16 protein-coding genes and 1 tRNA gene are annotated in these 14,788 nt (G+C 69.4%); 9 read left to right on the forward strand and 8 right to left on the reverse strand.

The window, feature by feature from the left end; translation table 11 throughout:
- On the reverse strand, nucleotides 1-854 hold an 854-nt coding region (locus tag BLT97_RS37310), incomplete at its 3' end, for a CHAP domain-containing protein (protein ID WP_143041356.1).
- Between the two features lie 144 nt (nucleotides 855-998).
- Nucleotides 999-1,541 (reverse strand): hypothetical protein, encoded by a 543-nt coding sequence (locus BLT97_RS20120; RefSeq protein ID WP_143041357.1) that lies wholly within the window; start codon nucleotides 1,539-1,541, stop codon nucleotides 999-1,001.
- Nucleotides 1,542-1,730: 189 nt separating this feature from the next.
- On the opposite strand from BLT97_RS20120, the gene BLT97_RS20125 reads away from it, so the two are divergent.
- Nucleotides 1,731-2,168, forward strand: coding sequence for a helix-turn-helix domain-containing protein (locus BLT97_RS20125; RefSeq protein WP_093612231.1), 438 nt, complete (start codon nucleotides 1,731-1,733; stop codon nucleotides 2,166-2,168).
- Between the two features lie 24 nt (nucleotides 2,169-2,192).
- Nucleotides 2,193-2,537 (forward strand): hypothetical protein, encoded by a 345-nt coding sequence (locus BLT97_RS20130; protein WP_093612234.1) that lies wholly within the window; start codon nucleotides 2,193-2,195, stop codon nucleotides 2,535-2,537.
- Between the two features lie 53 nt (nucleotides 2,538-2,590).
- Here BLT97_RS20130 and BLT97_RS20135 read toward each other — a convergent pair whose 3' ends face one another.
- From BLT97_RS20135 to sp36, 4 genes are all read right to left on the reverse strand, one after another.
- Entirely contained in the window at nucleotides 2,591-3,421 is an 831-nt protein-coding gene (locus BLT97_RS20135) for an MBL fold metallo-hydrolase (protein WP_093612236.1), read from the reverse strand.
- Entirely contained in the window at nucleotides 3,418-4,305 is an 888-nt protein-coding gene (locus tag BLT97_RS20140; RefSeq protein ID WP_093612238.1) for an NUDIX hydrolase, read from the reverse strand. The genes BLT97_RS20135 and BLT97_RS20140 overlap by 4 nt, the downstream gene beginning before the upstream one ends.
- Nucleotides 4,306-4,440: 135 nt before the next feature.
- Entirely contained in the window at nucleotides 4,441-4,908 is a 468-nt protein-coding gene (locus BLT97_RS20145) for a RidA family protein (protein ID WP_093612240.1), read from the reverse strand.
- Nucleotides 4,905-5,066, reverse strand: coding sequence for a Sp36 family protein (sp36, locus tag BLT97_RS20150; RefSeq protein ID WP_018386146.1), 162 nt, complete (start codon nucleotides 5,064-5,066; stop codon nucleotides 4,905-4,907). Before sp36 ends, BLT97_RS20145 begins: the two co-directional genes overlap by 4 nt.
- 150 nt (nucleotides 5,067-5,216) lie before the next feature.
- Between sp36 and bagA the strand changes: the two genes are divergently transcribed.
- On the forward strand, nucleotides 5,217-6,182 hold the full coding sequence (bagA, locus tag BLT97_RS20155) for an ATPase BagA (protein WP_093612242.1): 966 nt from the start codon (nucleotides 5,217-5,219) through the stop codon (nucleotides 6,180-6,182).
- A gap of 8 nt (nucleotides 6,183-6,190) precedes the next feature.
- On the forward strand, nucleotides 6,191-7,513 hold the full coding sequence (bagB, locus tag BLT97_RS20160) for an ATPase BagB (protein ID WP_093612244.1): 1,323 nt from the start codon (nucleotides 6,191-6,193) through the stop codon (nucleotides 7,511-7,513).
- A 57-nt stretch (nucleotides 7,514-7,570) separates the two neighbouring features.
- Here the strand turns inward: bagB and BLT97_RS20165 are convergent, their stop codons facing one another.
- Complete coding sequence (locus BLT97_RS20165) at nucleotides 7,571-7,915, reverse strand: WhiB family transcriptional regulator (protein ID WP_176953842.1); 345 nt, start codon at nucleotides 7,913-7,915, stop codon at nucleotides 7,571-7,573.
- Nucleotides 7,916-8,452: 537 nt separating this feature from the next.
- Between BLT97_RS20165 and BLT97_RS20175 the strand changes: the two genes are divergently transcribed.
- Nucleotides 8,453-10,714 carry a transglycosylase domain-containing protein gene (locus BLT97_RS20175; protein ID WP_093612248.1) on the forward strand — a complete coding sequence of 754 codons (2,262 nt, stop codon included), beginning with the start codon at nucleotides 8,453-8,455 and terminating at the stop codon, nucleotides 10,712-10,714.
- Between the two features lie 101 nt (nucleotides 10,715-10,815).
- On the opposite strand, the gene BLT97_RS20180 is transcribed toward BLT97_RS20175, so the two are convergent.
- Nucleotides 10,816-11,280, reverse strand: coding sequence for a GatB/YqeY domain-containing protein (locus BLT97_RS20180; protein WP_093612250.1), 465 nt, complete (start codon nucleotides 11,278-11,280; stop codon nucleotides 10,816-10,818).
- A 156-nt stretch (nucleotides 11,281-11,436) separates the two neighbouring features.
- On the opposite strand from BLT97_RS20180, the gene BLT97_RS20185 reads away from it, so the two are divergent.
- The 4 genes from BLT97_RS20185 to BLT97_RS20200 all read left to right on the forward strand — a co-directional run bounded on the left by BLT97_RS20185 (nucleotide 11,437) and on the right by BLT97_RS20200 (nucleotide 14,723).
- Nucleotides 11,437-12,366: a metallophosphoesterase gene (locus BLT97_RS20185; protein ID WP_093612252.1), complete on the forward strand. Its 930-nt coding sequence runs from the start codon at nucleotides 11,437-11,439 to the stop codon at nucleotides 12,364-12,366.
- A gap of 85 nt (nucleotides 12,367-12,451) precedes the next feature.
- Entirely contained in the window at nucleotides 12,452-13,192 is a 741-nt protein-coding gene (locus tag BLT97_RS20190) for a Pr6Pr family membrane protein (RefSeq protein ID WP_093612254.1), read from the forward strand.
- Nucleotides 13,193-13,239: 47 nt separating this feature from the next.
- Nucleotides 13,240-13,313 (forward strand) — tRNA-Pro (locus tag BLT97_RS20195).
- Nucleotides 13,314-13,502: 189 nt separating this feature from the next.
- Nucleotides 13,503-14,723, forward strand: a complete 1,221-nt coding sequence (locus BLT97_RS20200) for a threonine synthase (protein ID WP_245769452.1) — start codon at nucleotides 13,503-13,505, stop codon at nucleotides 14,721-14,723.
- The last annotated feature ends 65 nt before the right edge of the window (nucleotides 14,724-14,788 follow it).

Raw genomic sequence — 14,788 nt, forward strand, 5'->3', positions numbered from 1 at the left:
AGGTCGGAGAATGCGAGCGTGCCGTCCGCTGTTCCGGTGGCGACCTGGATGTGCCACTGCACCCGGTTGCCGTCATCGCAGTAAGCACCGTTGCGGGACTGCGTGATGAAGGTGTCGCCCGAGGTCACCAGGTGCTCCTGGATCGGCCCGGCCTTCTGCACCACACCCGCACCCGCACCGTTGACCTCCACGAACCGGGTCTGAATCGTCGTCCCCTCCGCAAGACCCGAGATCCGCGCCGAAGCCGTCACCAGATAGTGCGCCGGCCCCTGGATGAACGAAGCACCATCAGCCGGATGCATCGCACCACCATCCGCAAACTCGGTGTCGAAACTGACGATCTCCCACGCACCCGCCACCAACGTGTCAGCGGCCTTACGCGCAACACTCACTCGCTTCGGCATATCAGAACCTTCCGTGTAGTCGGGGTGGCCGTAACCGTAAATACGGCTGGAGCTGCGGCTGACGACGCGGCGATACACACCGTCGCCGTTCGCGGAACCGTCGTTGTTGGTATTTCCGCCGATGGTCGTGATCGAGGAGCTCGTGAACGACTCGACGATTTCGGTGTGTTCACCGCCACCGGCGCCGTAGAAGACGATCGCACCGACGGTCGGTGTCGAATCGAACTTTCCACGGTCCCTGAACCAGTCGACACCCACGGCGCACGACGCGTACTTCGGGATGATGTCTGCGTTGTCGGTCTTCGCCGCGCAGTACGAGATGAACATCGCGCACCAAGGCTGGTGGTTCATCGGATACCAGGCGCCGAAGATCGTGTCGTTGTCCGGTCCCTCTTTGTAGCCGATATAGGACCGGCACTTGTCGAGCATGGATTCTGCTGTGTTCGCCATACGGAATTCCCCTCTGGCAGGGGCGAGTTGACTCCGTGCCGCGCGGGTACGAGCGGGCCGCTGCGAAGGGCCGGGTCGTACGCGATCGCCGCGCCGGGGCGAGGAGTCGGTGAGCGGAGGAGCCGGTGTGGGCCGCTCCGTGCCTCAACTATGCAGCAGATCGTGCGTGCTCGCAACTACTTGTTGCGAGCACGCTCGCAAAGCCTCGCCGGCCACGCACCGGCACACCGCGCCGCGACGCGTCTCGCCACCGAGCACCCCGTCACAGCGCAGGCTCATCCGGGCCACCTCACTGAGCACGTGCGGAGCCAGCACATCGTCCCCGGCTATCCGTCCGGCGGCAGCGGCAAGCCGGCGCAACCTCACCGGCACGCCGCCCTTGCGGGGACGGCCACCCCCGGTCCTGGCGAGCACCGCCTCCTCCAGCTCGACCACACCGTCGGTGACATCCCTGAGGGCGTCGCTGATGTACAGCCGGTCCACAGCGAGGGCAGAGGCGGCCGCCGCCGCGAGCAGTTCGGTGAAGCGGTCGGCGAGCAGTTCGAGCCGCATCCGGATGCCGGGGGCTGCGACACAGGCGAGCGGCTCGCGCGGGGCGCAGGCGGCAGGCTCTTCTCGGGATGCGCAGGCGGCGGGCATGCAGGGTGCGGTTGCAGAAGATTCGCGGATGTCGGACTTCTCGTTCATGCGGGCTCCACAGGCTCGAGCATTCTCGGCGTTCGAATGGATGGAATAGAACGCACCTTCGAATGTTCGGCGATCCTGCCATGTTGCGGGGTCGCACGCAACAGAAAGCTTCCTGGTCAGACCGCTGTTTAACTGTGCGCGCACGCGCACTAGGCTGAGGTCGGATGGAATAGAACGAAGGGGATTCACGTGTCGAGGGACGCACTCGAGGAGTTCGCGGCCTGGATGGAGGACCTCATGAGGTCCCGGGGCTACGACATCGACAATCCGCGCGGGGGCGGGCGCACGCGTATCGCCGACGATGCCGGGGTTCATCGCGCCGCAGTGACCCGGCTGCTGCAGCGCCAGAGCATGCCTGACCTGACCACGATGCGCGGCCTCGCGCGGGCGCTCGGAGTGCCGGTGCGGGACGTGCTGATCCGATCCGGCCGGCTCACGGAAGAAGACCTTCCCGCGTCAACGTCGTACAATTGTTCGAGCGCCGCAGAAGGCCGGACCATCACGCTGGAAGAGGCCGCGGAGCTGCTCGGCGTGCCCGAGGAGCGCCGGGACCTCTTCCTCCAAGTGGCTGCTCCGTTCCTGCCCTCGTACGAGAAGGAGGCTCGGCGGCGCACTGAAAGACGCTGACTGAACGACTGGGGTGGGGGCTCTATGGGCGGCACAACTGATGACCTGGACGACTCGGTGGACCATCAGCGTGCCGACGCGCAACAGGGCACCGGCTTCCGGGTCGGGGCGGGTCAAGTGGCCATGGACACCGAACGGCTCGCTGATCTGCTGCTGGCGCTGGGGCACGCCACGACGAGGGGGGACTTCGCCGTGTATCGCCGTGACGAGCTCGAGGAGGCCCGCACCTCCGGCTACGCGCAGGGCTGGCAGGACGCCATGCGCGCGGCCGGGGAGCGCGCTCAGGGCTCGATCAAGACGGGCGGCGCCGATGTGATCCGGATCCGCGAGCAGGAGCAGGACGCGCACCACGCGCGGCCGAAACCCTGACAGGGGAGCACCGCTGCCATGGCGGGAGGGCTCTGCCCCGACACCCGGCGCCCCTAGATCAACCCGTGCTCCCGCAGATACTCCAACTGCGCCCGCACCGAAAGCTCTGCCGCCGGCCACAGCGACCGGTCCACGTCCGCGTAGACCGCCGCCACGACTTCCTGGGCCGTCACATGGCCCTGCTCCACCGCCGTCTCGACCTGGGCCAGGCGGTGGGCGCGGTGGGCGAGGTAGAACTCGACCGCGCCCTGGGCGTCCTCGAGGACCGGGCCGTGGCCCGGGAGCACCGTGTGCACCCCGTCGTCCACCGTCAGCGAGCGCAGCCGGCGCAGGGAGTCCAGGTAGTCGCCGAGCCGGCCGTCGGGGTGGGCGACCACCGTCGTACCGCGCCCGAGGATCGTGTCCCCCGTCAGGACCGCCTGGTCCGCGGGGAGATGGAAGCAGAGCGAGTCGGCCGTGTGGCCCGGGGTGGGCACGACGCGGATCTCCAGGCCGCCGATCTCCAGGACCTCGCCCGCGCTCAGGCCCTCGTCGCCCAGGCGCAGGGACGGGTCAAGGGCCCGTACGTGCGTGTCCGTGAGGTCCGAGAAGCGCGAGGCGCCCTCCGCGTGGTCGGGGTGGCCGTGCGTGAGGAGGGTCAGCGCGATGCGCTTGCCGGCCCGCTCGGCCGTCTCGATGACGTTCCGCAGGTGCCCCTCGTCGAGCGGCCCCGGGTCGACCACGACCGCGAGCGGGGAGTCCGGCTCGGAGAGGATCCAGGTGTTGGTGCCGTCCAGGGTCATCGCATTGGCGTTCGGCGCGAGGACGTTGACGGCGCGGTCGGTCGCGGGGCCGGAGAGGACCCCGCCGCGGGGCTGGCCCGGCAGGGCGGCTGCGTCGGTCATGCGGTGGAGCCGTTCTCGGGAGCCTTCAGGGCGATGTGCTTGGTGAACTCGTCGTGCCCCGGCCAGGACAGCACCAACTCGCCGTCGGCGAGGCGCGCTCGGGCGAGTACGGGGGTCAGGTCGCGGTCCGCGGAGGCGGCGAGGGCCTCGGCGGGCGAGCCGAAGGGCTCCAGCTGGCGCAGGGTCGTGATCGTGGGCGGCATCATCGTCAGCTCGCCGCGGTCGTAGCCGCCGGCCGCCTCGGCGGGCCGGATCCACACCGTGCGGTCGGCCTCGGTGGAGGCGTTGCGGGTGCGCTGCCCGGCGGGCAGGGCCGCGACGAAGAACCAGGTGTCGTACCGGCGCTGTTCGAACTCCGGGGTGATCCAGCGCGCCCACACCCCGAGCAGGTCGGAGCGCAGGACGAGACCGCGGCGGGCGAGGAACTCCGCGAAGGACAGCTCCCGTTCGACGAGGGCGGCCCGGTCGGCCTCCCAGTCCTCGCCGGACACGTCGCCGACGACCGAGTCCGCGGTCGGCCCGGCGAGCAGCACGCCCGCCTCCTCGAAGGTCTCGCGCACGGCGGCGCACACGATGGCCTGCGCCTCGGCCTCACCGACCCCGAGCCGTCCGGCCCAGGTGCTCAGCGAGGGCCCGGCCCAGTCGACGTGCCGATCGTCGTCGCGCGGGTCGACGGAGCCGCCGGGATAGGCGTACGCGCCGCCGGCGAACGCCATCGAGGTGCGGCGGCGCAGCATGTAGACATCCGTGCCCTCGGTGCCTTCGCGCAGGAGCAGCACGGTCGCGGCCTTGCGCGGGACCGCGGGCGTGAGCTCGCCGTTCGCGAGCGCCCTGATCCGGTCGGGCCATTCCGGCGGGTACCACTGACCTGTCGACGATGCCATGGGCGGAGGCTATCCGCTCCCGCCGGGATGTTCGAGAGGCAACCAATCCTGTACGGGGCAGGCGGGCGGATACGCGAAGGCCCCGGTCGCGCGGGTGCGACCGGGACCCGGGGACCACGTGCCCGGAGGAGGGCCTCAGCCCTCCTCGATCTCCACGATGAACTCGATCTCGACCGGGGCGTCGAGCGGCAGCACCGCCACACCCACCGCGCTGCGCGCGTGCACGCCCTTGTCGCCGAAGACCTCGCCGAGCAGCTCGCTCGCGCCGTTGAGGACCGCGGGCTGGCCGGTGAAGTCCGTCGCCGAGGCGACGAAGCCGGTGACCTTCACGATCCGGACGCGGTCGAGGTCGCCGGCGATCGACTTGACCGCGGCGAGCGCGTTCAGCGCGCACGTACGGGCCAGGTCCTTGGCCTCCTCGGGCGTCACCTCGCCGCCGACCTTGCCGGTCGTCGGCAGCTTGCCCTCCACCATCGGGAGCTGGCCCGCGGTGTACACGTAGTTCCCGGAGCGGACCGCGGGCTGGTAGGCCGCGAGCGGCGCCGCGACGCCGGGGAGTTTCAGGCCGAGCTCGGCGAGCCTGGCCTCGACCGCGCCGCTCATGCCTGCTTCTCCCGCTTGAGGTAGGCCACGAGCTGCTCGGGGTTGTTCGGCCCGGGCACGACCTGGACGAGCTCCCAGCCGTCCTCGCCCCAGGTGTCCAGGATCTGCTTCGTCGCGTGCACGAGGAGCGGCACGGTCGCGTATTCGTACTTGGTCATGGAGCCGAGCGTAATGCCCCGGCCGGGGCCGCGGGTCCGCGGTGCGACCCGTCGGATGACCGGAGATCCACAGCCTCCGCCACCCGAAGATCCCCGCCCGATGCCGAGCCCCGCGGATTCAACCGCGGCGTACTGGTTACGCTCGAAGGCGTGAGCAGGCTTCAGGTCGTCAGCGGCAAGGGCGGGACCGGTAAGACCACGGTCGCCGCCGCTCTCGCGCTCGCCCTCGCGACCGAGGGGAAGCGCACCCTCCTCGTCGAGGTCGAGGGCCGGCAGGGCATCGCCCAGCTCTTCGAGACCGAGGCGCTGCCGTACGAGGAGCGCAAGATCGCGGTCGCTCCGGGCGGCGGCGAGGTGTACGCGCTGGCCATAGACGCCGAGCTGGCGCTCCTCGACTACCTCCAGATGTTCTACCGGCTCGGCGGCGCGGGCCGCGCCCTGCGCAAGCTCGGCGCCATCGACTTCGCCACGACCATCGCGCCGGGCGTCCGGGACGTCCTGCTGACGGGCAAGGCCTGCGAGGCGGTACGGCGCAAGGACAAGCGGGGGCGTTACGCGTACGACTACGTGGTGATGGACGCCCCGCCCACCGGCCGCATCACCCGCTTCCTCAACGTGAACGACGAGGTGGCCGGGCTCGCGAAGATCGGCCCGATACACAACCAGGCGCAGGCGGTGATGCGCGTCCTCAAGTCGGCCGAGACATCGGTGCACTTGGTGACGCTGCTCGAGGAGATGCCGGTCCAGGAGACCATCGACGGCGTGGCCGAACTGCGCTCGGCCGGCCTCCCGGTGGGCCGGATCCTGGTCAACATGGTGCGGCCCACGCTCCTCGACGGCCCCGTACCGCAGGACGTGAAGAAGACGGCCATCGCCAAGGAGCTGTCGCGGGCCGGGCTCGGCGGTGCACGCAAGGGCGGGCTCGCGGAGCAGCTGGTCGAGCCGCTCCTTGAGCAGGCCGCCGAGTACGCCGAGCGGATCGCACTCGAAGAGGAGCAGCGCGCCGAGCTGGCCCGACTCGGTCTGCCCGTGCAGGAGTTGGAGTTCCTCAGCGAGGGCATCGACCTGGCCGGGCTCTACCGGCTGGCCGCCACGCTGCGCAGGCAGGGAGTCTAGGGAGTCTCATGACGCTGGATGTGCCCCCGACGCTCGACGTCGATCCGCTGCTCGACGACCCGAAGACCCGCATCATCGTGTGCTGCGGCGCCGGCGGCGTGGGCAAGACGACCACCGCGGCGGCCCTCGGGCTGCGCGCGGCCGAACGCGGGCGCAAGGTGGTCGTGCTGACCATCGACCCGGCGCGCCGGCTGGCCCAGTCGATGGGCATCGACTCCCTCGACAACACCCCGCGGCGGGTCAAGGACATCGAGGGCGACGGCGAACTGCACGCCATGATGCTCGACATGAAGCGCACGTTCGACGAGATCGTCGAGACGCACGCGGACGAGGACCGGGCCCGCGCAATCCTGGAGAACCCCTTCTACCAGTCCCTGTCGGCCGGTTTCGCCGGTACGCAGGAGTACATGGCGATGGAGAAGCTGGGGCAGCTGCGCTCGCGCGACGAGTGGGACCTGATCGTCGTCGACACGCCTCCCTCGCGCTCGGCCCTGGACTTCCTCGACGCGCCGAGCCGCCTCGGGTCCTTCCTGGACGGCAAGTTCATCCGGGTCCTGATGGCGCCGGCGAAGGTCGGCGGGCGGGCCGGGATGAAGTTCCTGAACGTCGGGATGTCGATGATGACCGGCACGCTCGGCAAGCTGCTCGGCGGTCCGTTCCTCAAGGACGTGCAGACGTTCGTGGCCGCGATGGACACGATGTTCGGCGGGTTCCGTACGCGGGCCGACGCCACGTACCGGCTGCTCCAGGCGCCGGGGACGGCCTTCCTCGTGGTGGCCGCGCCCGAGCGGGACGCGCTGCGCGAGGCCGCGTACTTCGTGGAGCGGCTCGCGGCGGACCGTATGCCGCTGGCCGGACTCGTCCTCAACCGCGTGCACGGCAGCGGGGCCGCGCGGCTCTCGGCCGAGCGGGCGCTGGCCGCTGCGGAAGCGCTCACCGCCGACCTTCCCGCCGACGCCGCGGACGGTGAACTGCCCGCCGCGGAGGCCGAGTTGAGCGAGGAGCACGCGGTCCCCGCAGGAAATGCGGGCCCCGGAGAAAATCTTGAAACGGGCGGCATTGTGGATCAGGAGGGCGGGAAGGAAGAGGTGCGTACCTCTCCCGAATCCCCCAGCACTCCCGAACTCACCGCAGGACTCCTGCGGTTGCACGCGGAACGCATGCAACTGCTGGCACGCGAACAGCGCACCCGTGACCGCTTCACCGCCCTCCACCCGGAGGTGGCGGTCGCAGAGGTGGCCGCGCTGCCCGGCGACGTCCATGACCTCGCAGGGCTACGCGACATCGGCGACCGGCTCGCGTCCGGTGGTCGACCGGCCGGAGCTGCGTAAGACGCTGCCGGAAGCTCTGCAACAAGCTGCCGGAGCTGCGTGAGCCGCTGTACGGGCCTAGCCCACCGCGGCGTAGCTCTCGTACGTCTCGCTGTCCTCTTCGTCCACGGGCAGCAGGCCCGTGCTGCGCTCGTACTCGCTGCGAGCGGTCTCGAGCAGACGGCGCCAGGAGGTGACCGTGGGCCGCCTGCGCAGCAGTGCGCGCCGCTCCCGCTCGGTCATCCCGCCCCACACGCCGAACTCGACGCGATTGTCCAGGGCGTCCGCCAGGCACTCCGTACGCACCGGACACCCGGTGCACACCGCCTTGGCCCTGTTCTGTGCCGCACCTTGTACGAACAGTTCATCCGGATCAGTAGTGCGGCAGGCTGCCTGCGCACTCCAGTCAACTACCCAGCCCATGCCGGCGCCGTCCTCTCCCGAATCGAGGCTCCCCCACGGCGGCAGCGGCATATTCACCGCCGCCAGTTGAGGACGTTACGGAAGGTGGGCACAGCGCAACACCCCCTTCGGGCCCAATCTTGAATGGCCCGAACGGACTATGCGTAAGCGGCAGATCACCCGACGGAGTGAGCTGCGGACATGCGTGACCTACCCGGCAGATCGGGGCAGTTCAGCTGGGTCACAACGGGCGCCGGATGACGCATGAGGCGGAAACGGACAGCTTCTCCGGCGACTTCGGGGGTTCCGGAGGCTTGATACGGGACCGCACTGCTGTGACAGTTGTGAGCAGCTTAGGCCAACGCCTGCGCGCCTGTCCGGCGAATCGGAACCTTGGCATGCCGGGTGCTGCCGTGGTTCAGATCACATTCGGGGGTCCGGTTCGGACCGCCGCCGTGTTCGCCGCGCCGAACGGGGAACTGGTGAGGTCCCGGCCCGAACATCCCGATGACGGACCGATCCCTCGGAACCCACAGACCTACGGATTAGGCTGCCCCCATGGGTAAGAAGCTCTCGGGTGGCGGACTGTCGCCGACGCAGCAGGCCGCCAAGTTCCTCGGCGTCAGCGTGCTCTCCGGCGCGGTCATGGCCGGTATCGCACTGCCGGCGGCCGGAGTGTTCGGCCTGGCGGCCAAGGGGTCGGTCGAGGAGTTCGACGAGATCCCGGCCAATCTCCAGCAGCCGCCGCTGATGCAGCGCACCACGATCACCGACGCGAACGACAACCCGATCGCTACGGTCTTCGCCCGCGACCGCACGCTCGTGGACATCAAGAACATCTCGCCGTACATGCAGAAGGCGATCGTCGCGATCGAGGACTCGCGCTTCTACGAGCACGGCGCGGTCGACCTCAAGGGCATCCTGCGCGCCCTCAACGAGAACGCGCGCTCGGGCGGTGTCTCCCAGGGTGCTTCGACCCTCACGCAGCAGTACGTGAAGAACGTCTTCGTCGAAGAGGCGATGGACGACCCGGCCAAGTTCCGCGAGGCCACCCAGCAGACCCTGGGCCGCAAGATCCGCGAGCTGAAGTTCGCGATCCAGGTCGAGGAGAAGCTGGGCAAGAAGAAGATCCTCGAGAACTACCTGAACATCACGTTCTTCGGGCAGCAGGCCTACGGCGTCGAGGCCGCCGCGCAGCGCTACTTCTCCAAGCCCGCCAAGGACCTGAACCTGCAAGAGGCCGCGCTGCTCGCCGGCATCGTGCAGTCGCCGAGCCGCTACGACCCGGTCAACGACGAGCAGGAGGCCAAGAAGCGGCGCAATGTCGTGCTCCAGCGGATGGTCGCCACCGGCGACATCTCGCAGCAGGAGGCCGACAAGGCGAAGGCCAGCGACATCAAGCTGAAGGTGTCCAAGCCGAAGAACGGCTGTATCACTGCGACTAATGGTGCGGGGTTCTTCTGCGACTACGTCAAGCGAGCCTTCCTCGACAGTCCCACCTTCGGCGACACGCGCGAGGAGCGCGTGGAGAAGTGGAACCGAGGCGGTCTGCGCATCAAGACGACGCTGGATCCGCAGGCGCAGGAGTCCGTGCAGGCTTCGTTGAAGGATCACGTCTACCAGAAGGACTCGGTGGCGGCCGCCGCCACCATCGTCGAACCGGGCAGCGGCAAGATCCTGGCGATGGGCCAGTCGCGGCCGTACGGCGGTGAGTCGAAGAAGAACGAGACCGTGATCAACTACTCGGTCGACCGGCGGATGGGCGACAGCCAGGGCTTCCCCACCGGTTCGACGTTCAAGCCATTCGTGGCCGCTGCCGCCATAGAGCAGGGCAAGCCGCTGGACCAGGTGTATCCGGCGCCGTATGAGATGCCGTATCCGGCTCCGATCTCGGGCTGCGATTCGACGTACAACAACCCTGCCGGCGACACCGTGGAGAACGAGAACGAGTCCGAGGTGGGCCCGTACGCGCTGAAGGAGGCGATGGAGAAGTCGGTCAACACCTACTTCGTCCAGATGATCGCCGACATCGGCATGTGTCCCGTCCTGGAAATGACCAAGAAGCTCCACGTCACCCAGGGCGACGGCAAGCCGATCACCGAGCAGCCCTCTCCGCTCACGCTGGGCTCGGACTCGATCTCCCCGCTGACGATGGCGAGCGCGTACGCGACCTTCGCCAACCGCGGCACCTACTGCTCCCCGGTCGCCATCGAGTCGATCACCGACGCCAACGGCAAGTCCCTCGAGGTGCCCAAGTCGACCTGTGAGCAGGCGATGTCGGTGCAGACGGCCGACGCCATCAACTCGCTCCTGAGCGGCGTGGTCGACTCCGGTACCGGTGCGAAGGCGGGTCTGAGCGGCCGTGACAACGCCGGTAAGACGGGTACGACGGACAGCCGCAAGAACGCCTGGTTCGTCGGCTACACCCCGAACATGTCCGGCGCCGTCTGGGTGGGCTCCCCGACCCAGTCGGTCGAGATGCAGAACATCACGATCGGCGGCCGCTTCCACGGCAAGGTCTTCGGTGGCGAGGTGCCTGGTCCGATCTGGCGCGACGCGATGAGCGGAGCCCTGGAGGGCAAGGACGCACCGCAGTTCAACCGCGTGCACATCCCGGACGGCCCCAAGAAGGAGAAGCCGGACGACGACCACGAGGACGACGGCAAGCCCGGACGCCCCGGCGGCGGTGACAACGGCGGCAACGACGGCGAGGAGCCCTTCCCGGGCATCTCCCTCCCGCCGGACATCATCGGCGGCGGTGACAACGGCGGCAACGGCAACGGAGGCGGCAACGGCGGAGGCTGGCCCGAGCCCCGCTGACCCCGGCCGCGTACGAAGACGAGGGCGCCCCCTGATCCAACAGGGGGCGCCCTCGTCTTCGTACGCGCTGCGCGGCTTCCGCAGCTCCCGCGGCTCCCGGCTCAGCCGGCGAGCGCCTGCTTCACCGCGGCGGCGACGCGGCCGCCCTCGGCCTGACCGGCCACCTTCGGGTTCACGATCTTCATGACCTGGCCCATCGCGCGCGGGCCCTCGGCGCCGGCGGCCTTCGCCTCCTCGACGGCCTGCGCCACGATCTGCGCCAGCTCGTCGTCGCTCAGCTGCTTCGGCAGGTACTCCGCGAGCACCTCGCCCTCCGCCTTCTCGCGCTCGGCCGACTCGGCGCGCCCGCCCTGCGCGAAGGCCTCCGCGGCCTCGCGGCGCTTCTTCGCCTCGCGGGTGATCACCTTCTGCACCTCGTCGTCGGAGAGCTCGCGCTTCTCCTTGCCCGCGACCTCCTCCTTGGTGATCGCGGCGAGGGTCATCCGCAGGGTGGCGGAGCGCAGCTCGTCGCGCGCCTTGATCGCGACATTGAGGTCGTCCTGCAGCTTGGTCTTGAGCGTGGTCATGGGTTCAGTGTCGCAGGTACGGCGCGTGTGATGCCTGCGCATTTCGCTTCCGTACGGGCTTCGGGGAGGTCCCTCGCACGGCGGGACGGGGCCGCCCGTATCCGCACCCCGCAGGCGGACTGTGACGCTCCGCATCCGTCTGCGACGATGGGGGGCATGCGCGCGCGATACGGAGTACCCCTGGGAATCGCGGCGGCAGGCGCCGCCGGTCTCGTCTATGCGGCGGGGTTCGAGGCCCGGTCCTTCCGCCTGCGGCGGGTGACGGTGCCGGTGCTCCCGGCCGGCATGCGGCCGCTGCGCGTCCTCCAGGTCTCCGACATCCACATGGTGTGCGGGCAGCACAAGAAGCGCCGCTGGCTGCAGTCGCTCGCCGGCCTGCGCCCCGACTTCGTGATCAACACCGGGGACAACCTGTCCGACCAGAACGGGGTGCCCGAAGTCCTGGACGCGCTGGGCCCGTTGATGGAGTTCCCGGGCGCGTACGTCTTCGGCTCGAACGACTACTACGGTCCGCGGCCCCGTAACCCTGCCCGCTACCTCCTGGAGAAAGTCCAGGGCAAGCACGGGCTCAACGGCAACCCGCCCGTCGTCGGCGCCGTCCACAACCCGTGGGAGGACTTGCGCGACGGCTTCGACGCGGCGGGCTGGGTCGAGCTCACGAACACACGCGGCACGCTGAAGATCGACGGATACGAGATCGCCTTCACGGGCCTGGACGACCCGCACATCCGCCGCGACCGCTACGAACACGTGGCAGGCGGGCCCGACCAGAGCGCCGACTTCTCGATCGGCGTCGTGCACGCCCCGTATCTCCGCTCGCTCGACGCGTTCACGCAGGACGGCTATCCGCTGATCCTCGCCGGGCACACGCACGGCGGCCAGCTCTGCATCCCCTTCTACGGGGCGCTGGTCACCAACTGCGACCTGGACACCGACCGCGTGAAGGGCCTCTCCACGCACACGGCCGGCGGCCACACCTCCTACCTCCACGTCTCGGCGGGCTGCGGCACCAACCGCTACACCCCGGTGCGCTTCGCGTGCCCGCCGGAGGCGACGCTGCTGACGTTGGTGGAGCGGGAGGGCTGAGCTACGCCTGCCTTCGCGGGCGGGCGGACCGGGCACCCCCCTCCCCGGGCGGGCGGGCTCGGGGACGGTTGTCTACCGTGTCTCCATGACGAGGTCTCACATTTCCGGACATGTCCCGGTAGGGGCAGTGACGCCGCCCGCGGCTCGCCGCCCCCTCGCGGCCGCCTTCCGCGCCCTGATCTCGCTGGCGGCGATCACCGGGATCGTGATCGACCTGATCCTGGGCAGCCCGCTGCGCGTCCTCAGCTACTTCACCATCCAGAGCAACCTGATCGTCGCGGCGGTCTTCGCCGTCTCCGCCTGGCGCGCCTGGACGGGGCGGCCCCCGCTCCCCGCGTGGCTGAAGACCGGCACGGTCCTCTACATCTCCATCACCGGACTCGTCTACCACCTCGTCCTGGCGAACGCGGCCTCCGACTTCTCCATGACGGACCAGGTCGCCATGGTCTCCGGCTGGCACACGGCCTCGAACAACCTGCTCCACACGGTCACCCCGCTGGGCGCCGTCATCGACTGGTTCCTGCTCACCCGCCCCGGCGGCCTGCGCCTGCGCCACGCGGGCTGGTGGATGCTCTATCCCCTGGCCTACCTGGCCTTCGCCCTGATCCGCGGTGCCGCGTTGTCCCCGGGCTCCCCGGCCCGCTACCCGTACCCGTTCCTGGACGTCGACCAGCACGGCTACGGCGGCGTCGCCGGCAATGCGGTGGTCTTCGGCCTCTGCTTCTACGCCCTGGCCCTGGCGTACGTGGGCCTCGACCGCATCCGCCCCTCGTTTGCCCTCCACGAAAACCGGATTTCGTCTCCGGGCGCCGGTCCGCTAAAGTAATCGATGTCGCCGCGACCTGCAGGACTGTGGGGCGTGGAGTACGACATCGGGGTGTAGCGCAGCTTGGCAGCGCGCTTCGTTCGGGACGAAGAGGTCGTGGGTTCAAATCCCGCCACCCCGACAGCTGAGATAGCAGGTCAGGCCCGGTTCTCCTTCTTGGAGAGCCGGGCCTGATTTATGTTTTGGGGGCGCTGGGGAGTGAACGGGGAGTGGATCAAGGAAATCCACTCCCCCAGACTGTCGCAGCGAGTACCTCCACCTGCATGGGGTGGGGGGCCTGGTGGACAGGTGGGGGACTCTTAGACTCCCGATCGTGATCGATTCCGCCTCCGTGGCCACGGGCCAGCGTTCCCTCGGTGATCCGGACGTCCGCTATTCGTTGTGGCCGCCGTTGAGTCATGGCTGCCCGCAGACGAGCTCCCCCGATGTGTCGTACCCCGTCGAGGTGGACTACGACTATGGACGGATCCCCACGGACTTTCTGACAGGCCAGACGGCATTCGGCGCGGGCCTGGAACGCTGGGCGCCCCTGTTGCCGCCGTTGGCAGCGCCCGGCCTGGGCGAGGGCGACACACCGCTGCTGGAGATCGGCGAGGGCCTGTACGTCAAGGACGAGTCGCGCAATCCCACATGGAGTCATAAGGACCGTCTCAACCGGGTCACGACCAGTGCCGCGGTCGCGATGGGCGCCCCAGGTGTCGTGGTGGCCTCTTCCGGTAATCACGGCGCCTCAGCGGCGGCCTACGCGGCGCGGGCGGGGCTGCGCTGCGTGGTGCTCACATCGCCAGAACTGCCGCCCGCCGTTGCTGCGTTCCTCAGCGCCTACGGTGCAGTGGTGCTGCCGATGCCGACCGAGGCCCGCTGGCCGCTTGCGGAGCGGATCTCCGACGAGTTCGGCTTCCACCCGGTCAGTAACCTCACTCCGTTCCACACCGGGCACTCGTTCGGGGCCGAGGGCTACAAAACGGTGGCGTATGAGATTGCGGCCGAACTCGGCGTGCCGGGCGCGGTGTTCGTGCCCACCGGATACGGCGAGCTGCTGTTCGGAGTATGGAAGGGGTTCATAGAGCTCTGCCGTCTGGGTCTGACTGATCGTGTGCCGCGGCTGTTCAGTTGTGAGCCGGCGGCGGGCGGTCCGCTGGCGGCGGCCCTGCGCCAAGGCGTACCCGCCACTCGCGTGACGGTCGGGGCCACGGATGCGTACGGCATTGACTGCGCCGTGAATGGCTACCGCGGAGTTCTCGCGGTCGCTGAAAGCGATGGGCGGGCCCTGCTCGTGGACGACGCGGAGATGCGCGCAGCGCAGGCCGAACTCGCCGCTCAGGGGATGTGGGTAGAGCTGTCAGCGGCAGCGGGGCTCGCCGGGCTGAGGACCTTGTCGGACGCCGAGATGGTCGAGGGCCCCGTCGTCTGCGTCGCCACGTCGAGCGGTTTCAAGGACACAGGCGGATTCCCGTCTGCGCTCGCTCCTCTGGACGGGTCATGGGAGCCCGCGCGGGAACGGCTCCGGGCCGCGGGTATTGGAAGCTGAGCCGCACCCGGACGCGAACGCGCCTCCATCCGCAGCGAAAAGAGCGTGCGCTGGGGCGGACGGCC

It is taken from the genome of Streptomyces indicus, from assembly GCF_900100315.1.
Classification (GTDB): domain Bacteria; phylum Actinomycetota; class Actinomycetes; order Streptomycetales; family Streptomycetaceae; genus Streptomyces; species Streptomyces indicus.

Coding starts and splice junctions, on each gene's coding strand:
- BLT97_RS20120 (WP_143041357.1), bottom strand. CDS start 1,541: ATGAACGAGAAGTCCGACATCCGCGAATCTTCTGCAACCGCACCCTGC.
- BLT97_RS20130 (WP_093612234.1), top strand. CDS start 2,193: ATGGGCGGCACAACTGATGACCTGGACGACTCGGTGGACCATCAGCGT.
- BLT97_RS20135 (WP_093612236.1), bottom strand. CDS start 3,421: ATGACCGACGCAGCCGCCCTGCCGGGCCAGCCCCGCGGCGGGGTCCTC.
- BLT97_RS20140 (WP_093612238.1), bottom strand. CDS start 4,305: ATGGCATCGTCGACAGGTCAGTGGTACCCGCCGGAATGGCCCGACCGG.
- BLT97_RS20145 (WP_093612240.1), bottom strand. CDS start 4,908: ATGAGCGGCGCGGTCGAGGCCAGGCTCGCCGAGCTCGGCCTGAAACTC.
- sp36 (WP_018386146.1), bottom strand. CDS start 5,066: ATGACCAAGTACGAATACGCGACCGTGCCGCTCCTCGTGCACGCGACG.
- bagB (WP_093612244.1), top strand. CDS start 6,191: ATGACGCTGGATGTGCCCCCGACGCTCGACGTCGATCCGCTGCTCGAC.
- BLT97_RS20165 (WP_176953842.1), bottom strand. CDS start 7,915: ATGGGCTGGGTAGTTGACTGGAGTGCGCAGGCAGCCTGCCGCACTACT.
- BLT97_RS20175 (WP_093612248.1), top strand. CDS start 8,453: ATGGGTAAGAAGCTCTCGGGTGGCGGACTGTCGCCGACGCAGCAGGCC.
- BLT97_RS20180 (WP_093612250.1), bottom strand. CDS start 11,280: ATGACCACGCTCAAGACCAAGCTGCAGGACGACCTCAATGTCGCGATC.
- BLT97_RS20185 (WP_093612252.1), top strand. CDS start 11,437: ATGCGCGCGCGATACGGAGTACCCCTGGGAATCGCGGCGGCAGGCGCC.
- BLT97_RS20190 (WP_093612254.1), top strand. CDS start 12,452: ATGACGAGGTCTCACATTTCCGGACATGTCCCGGTAGGGGCAGTGACG.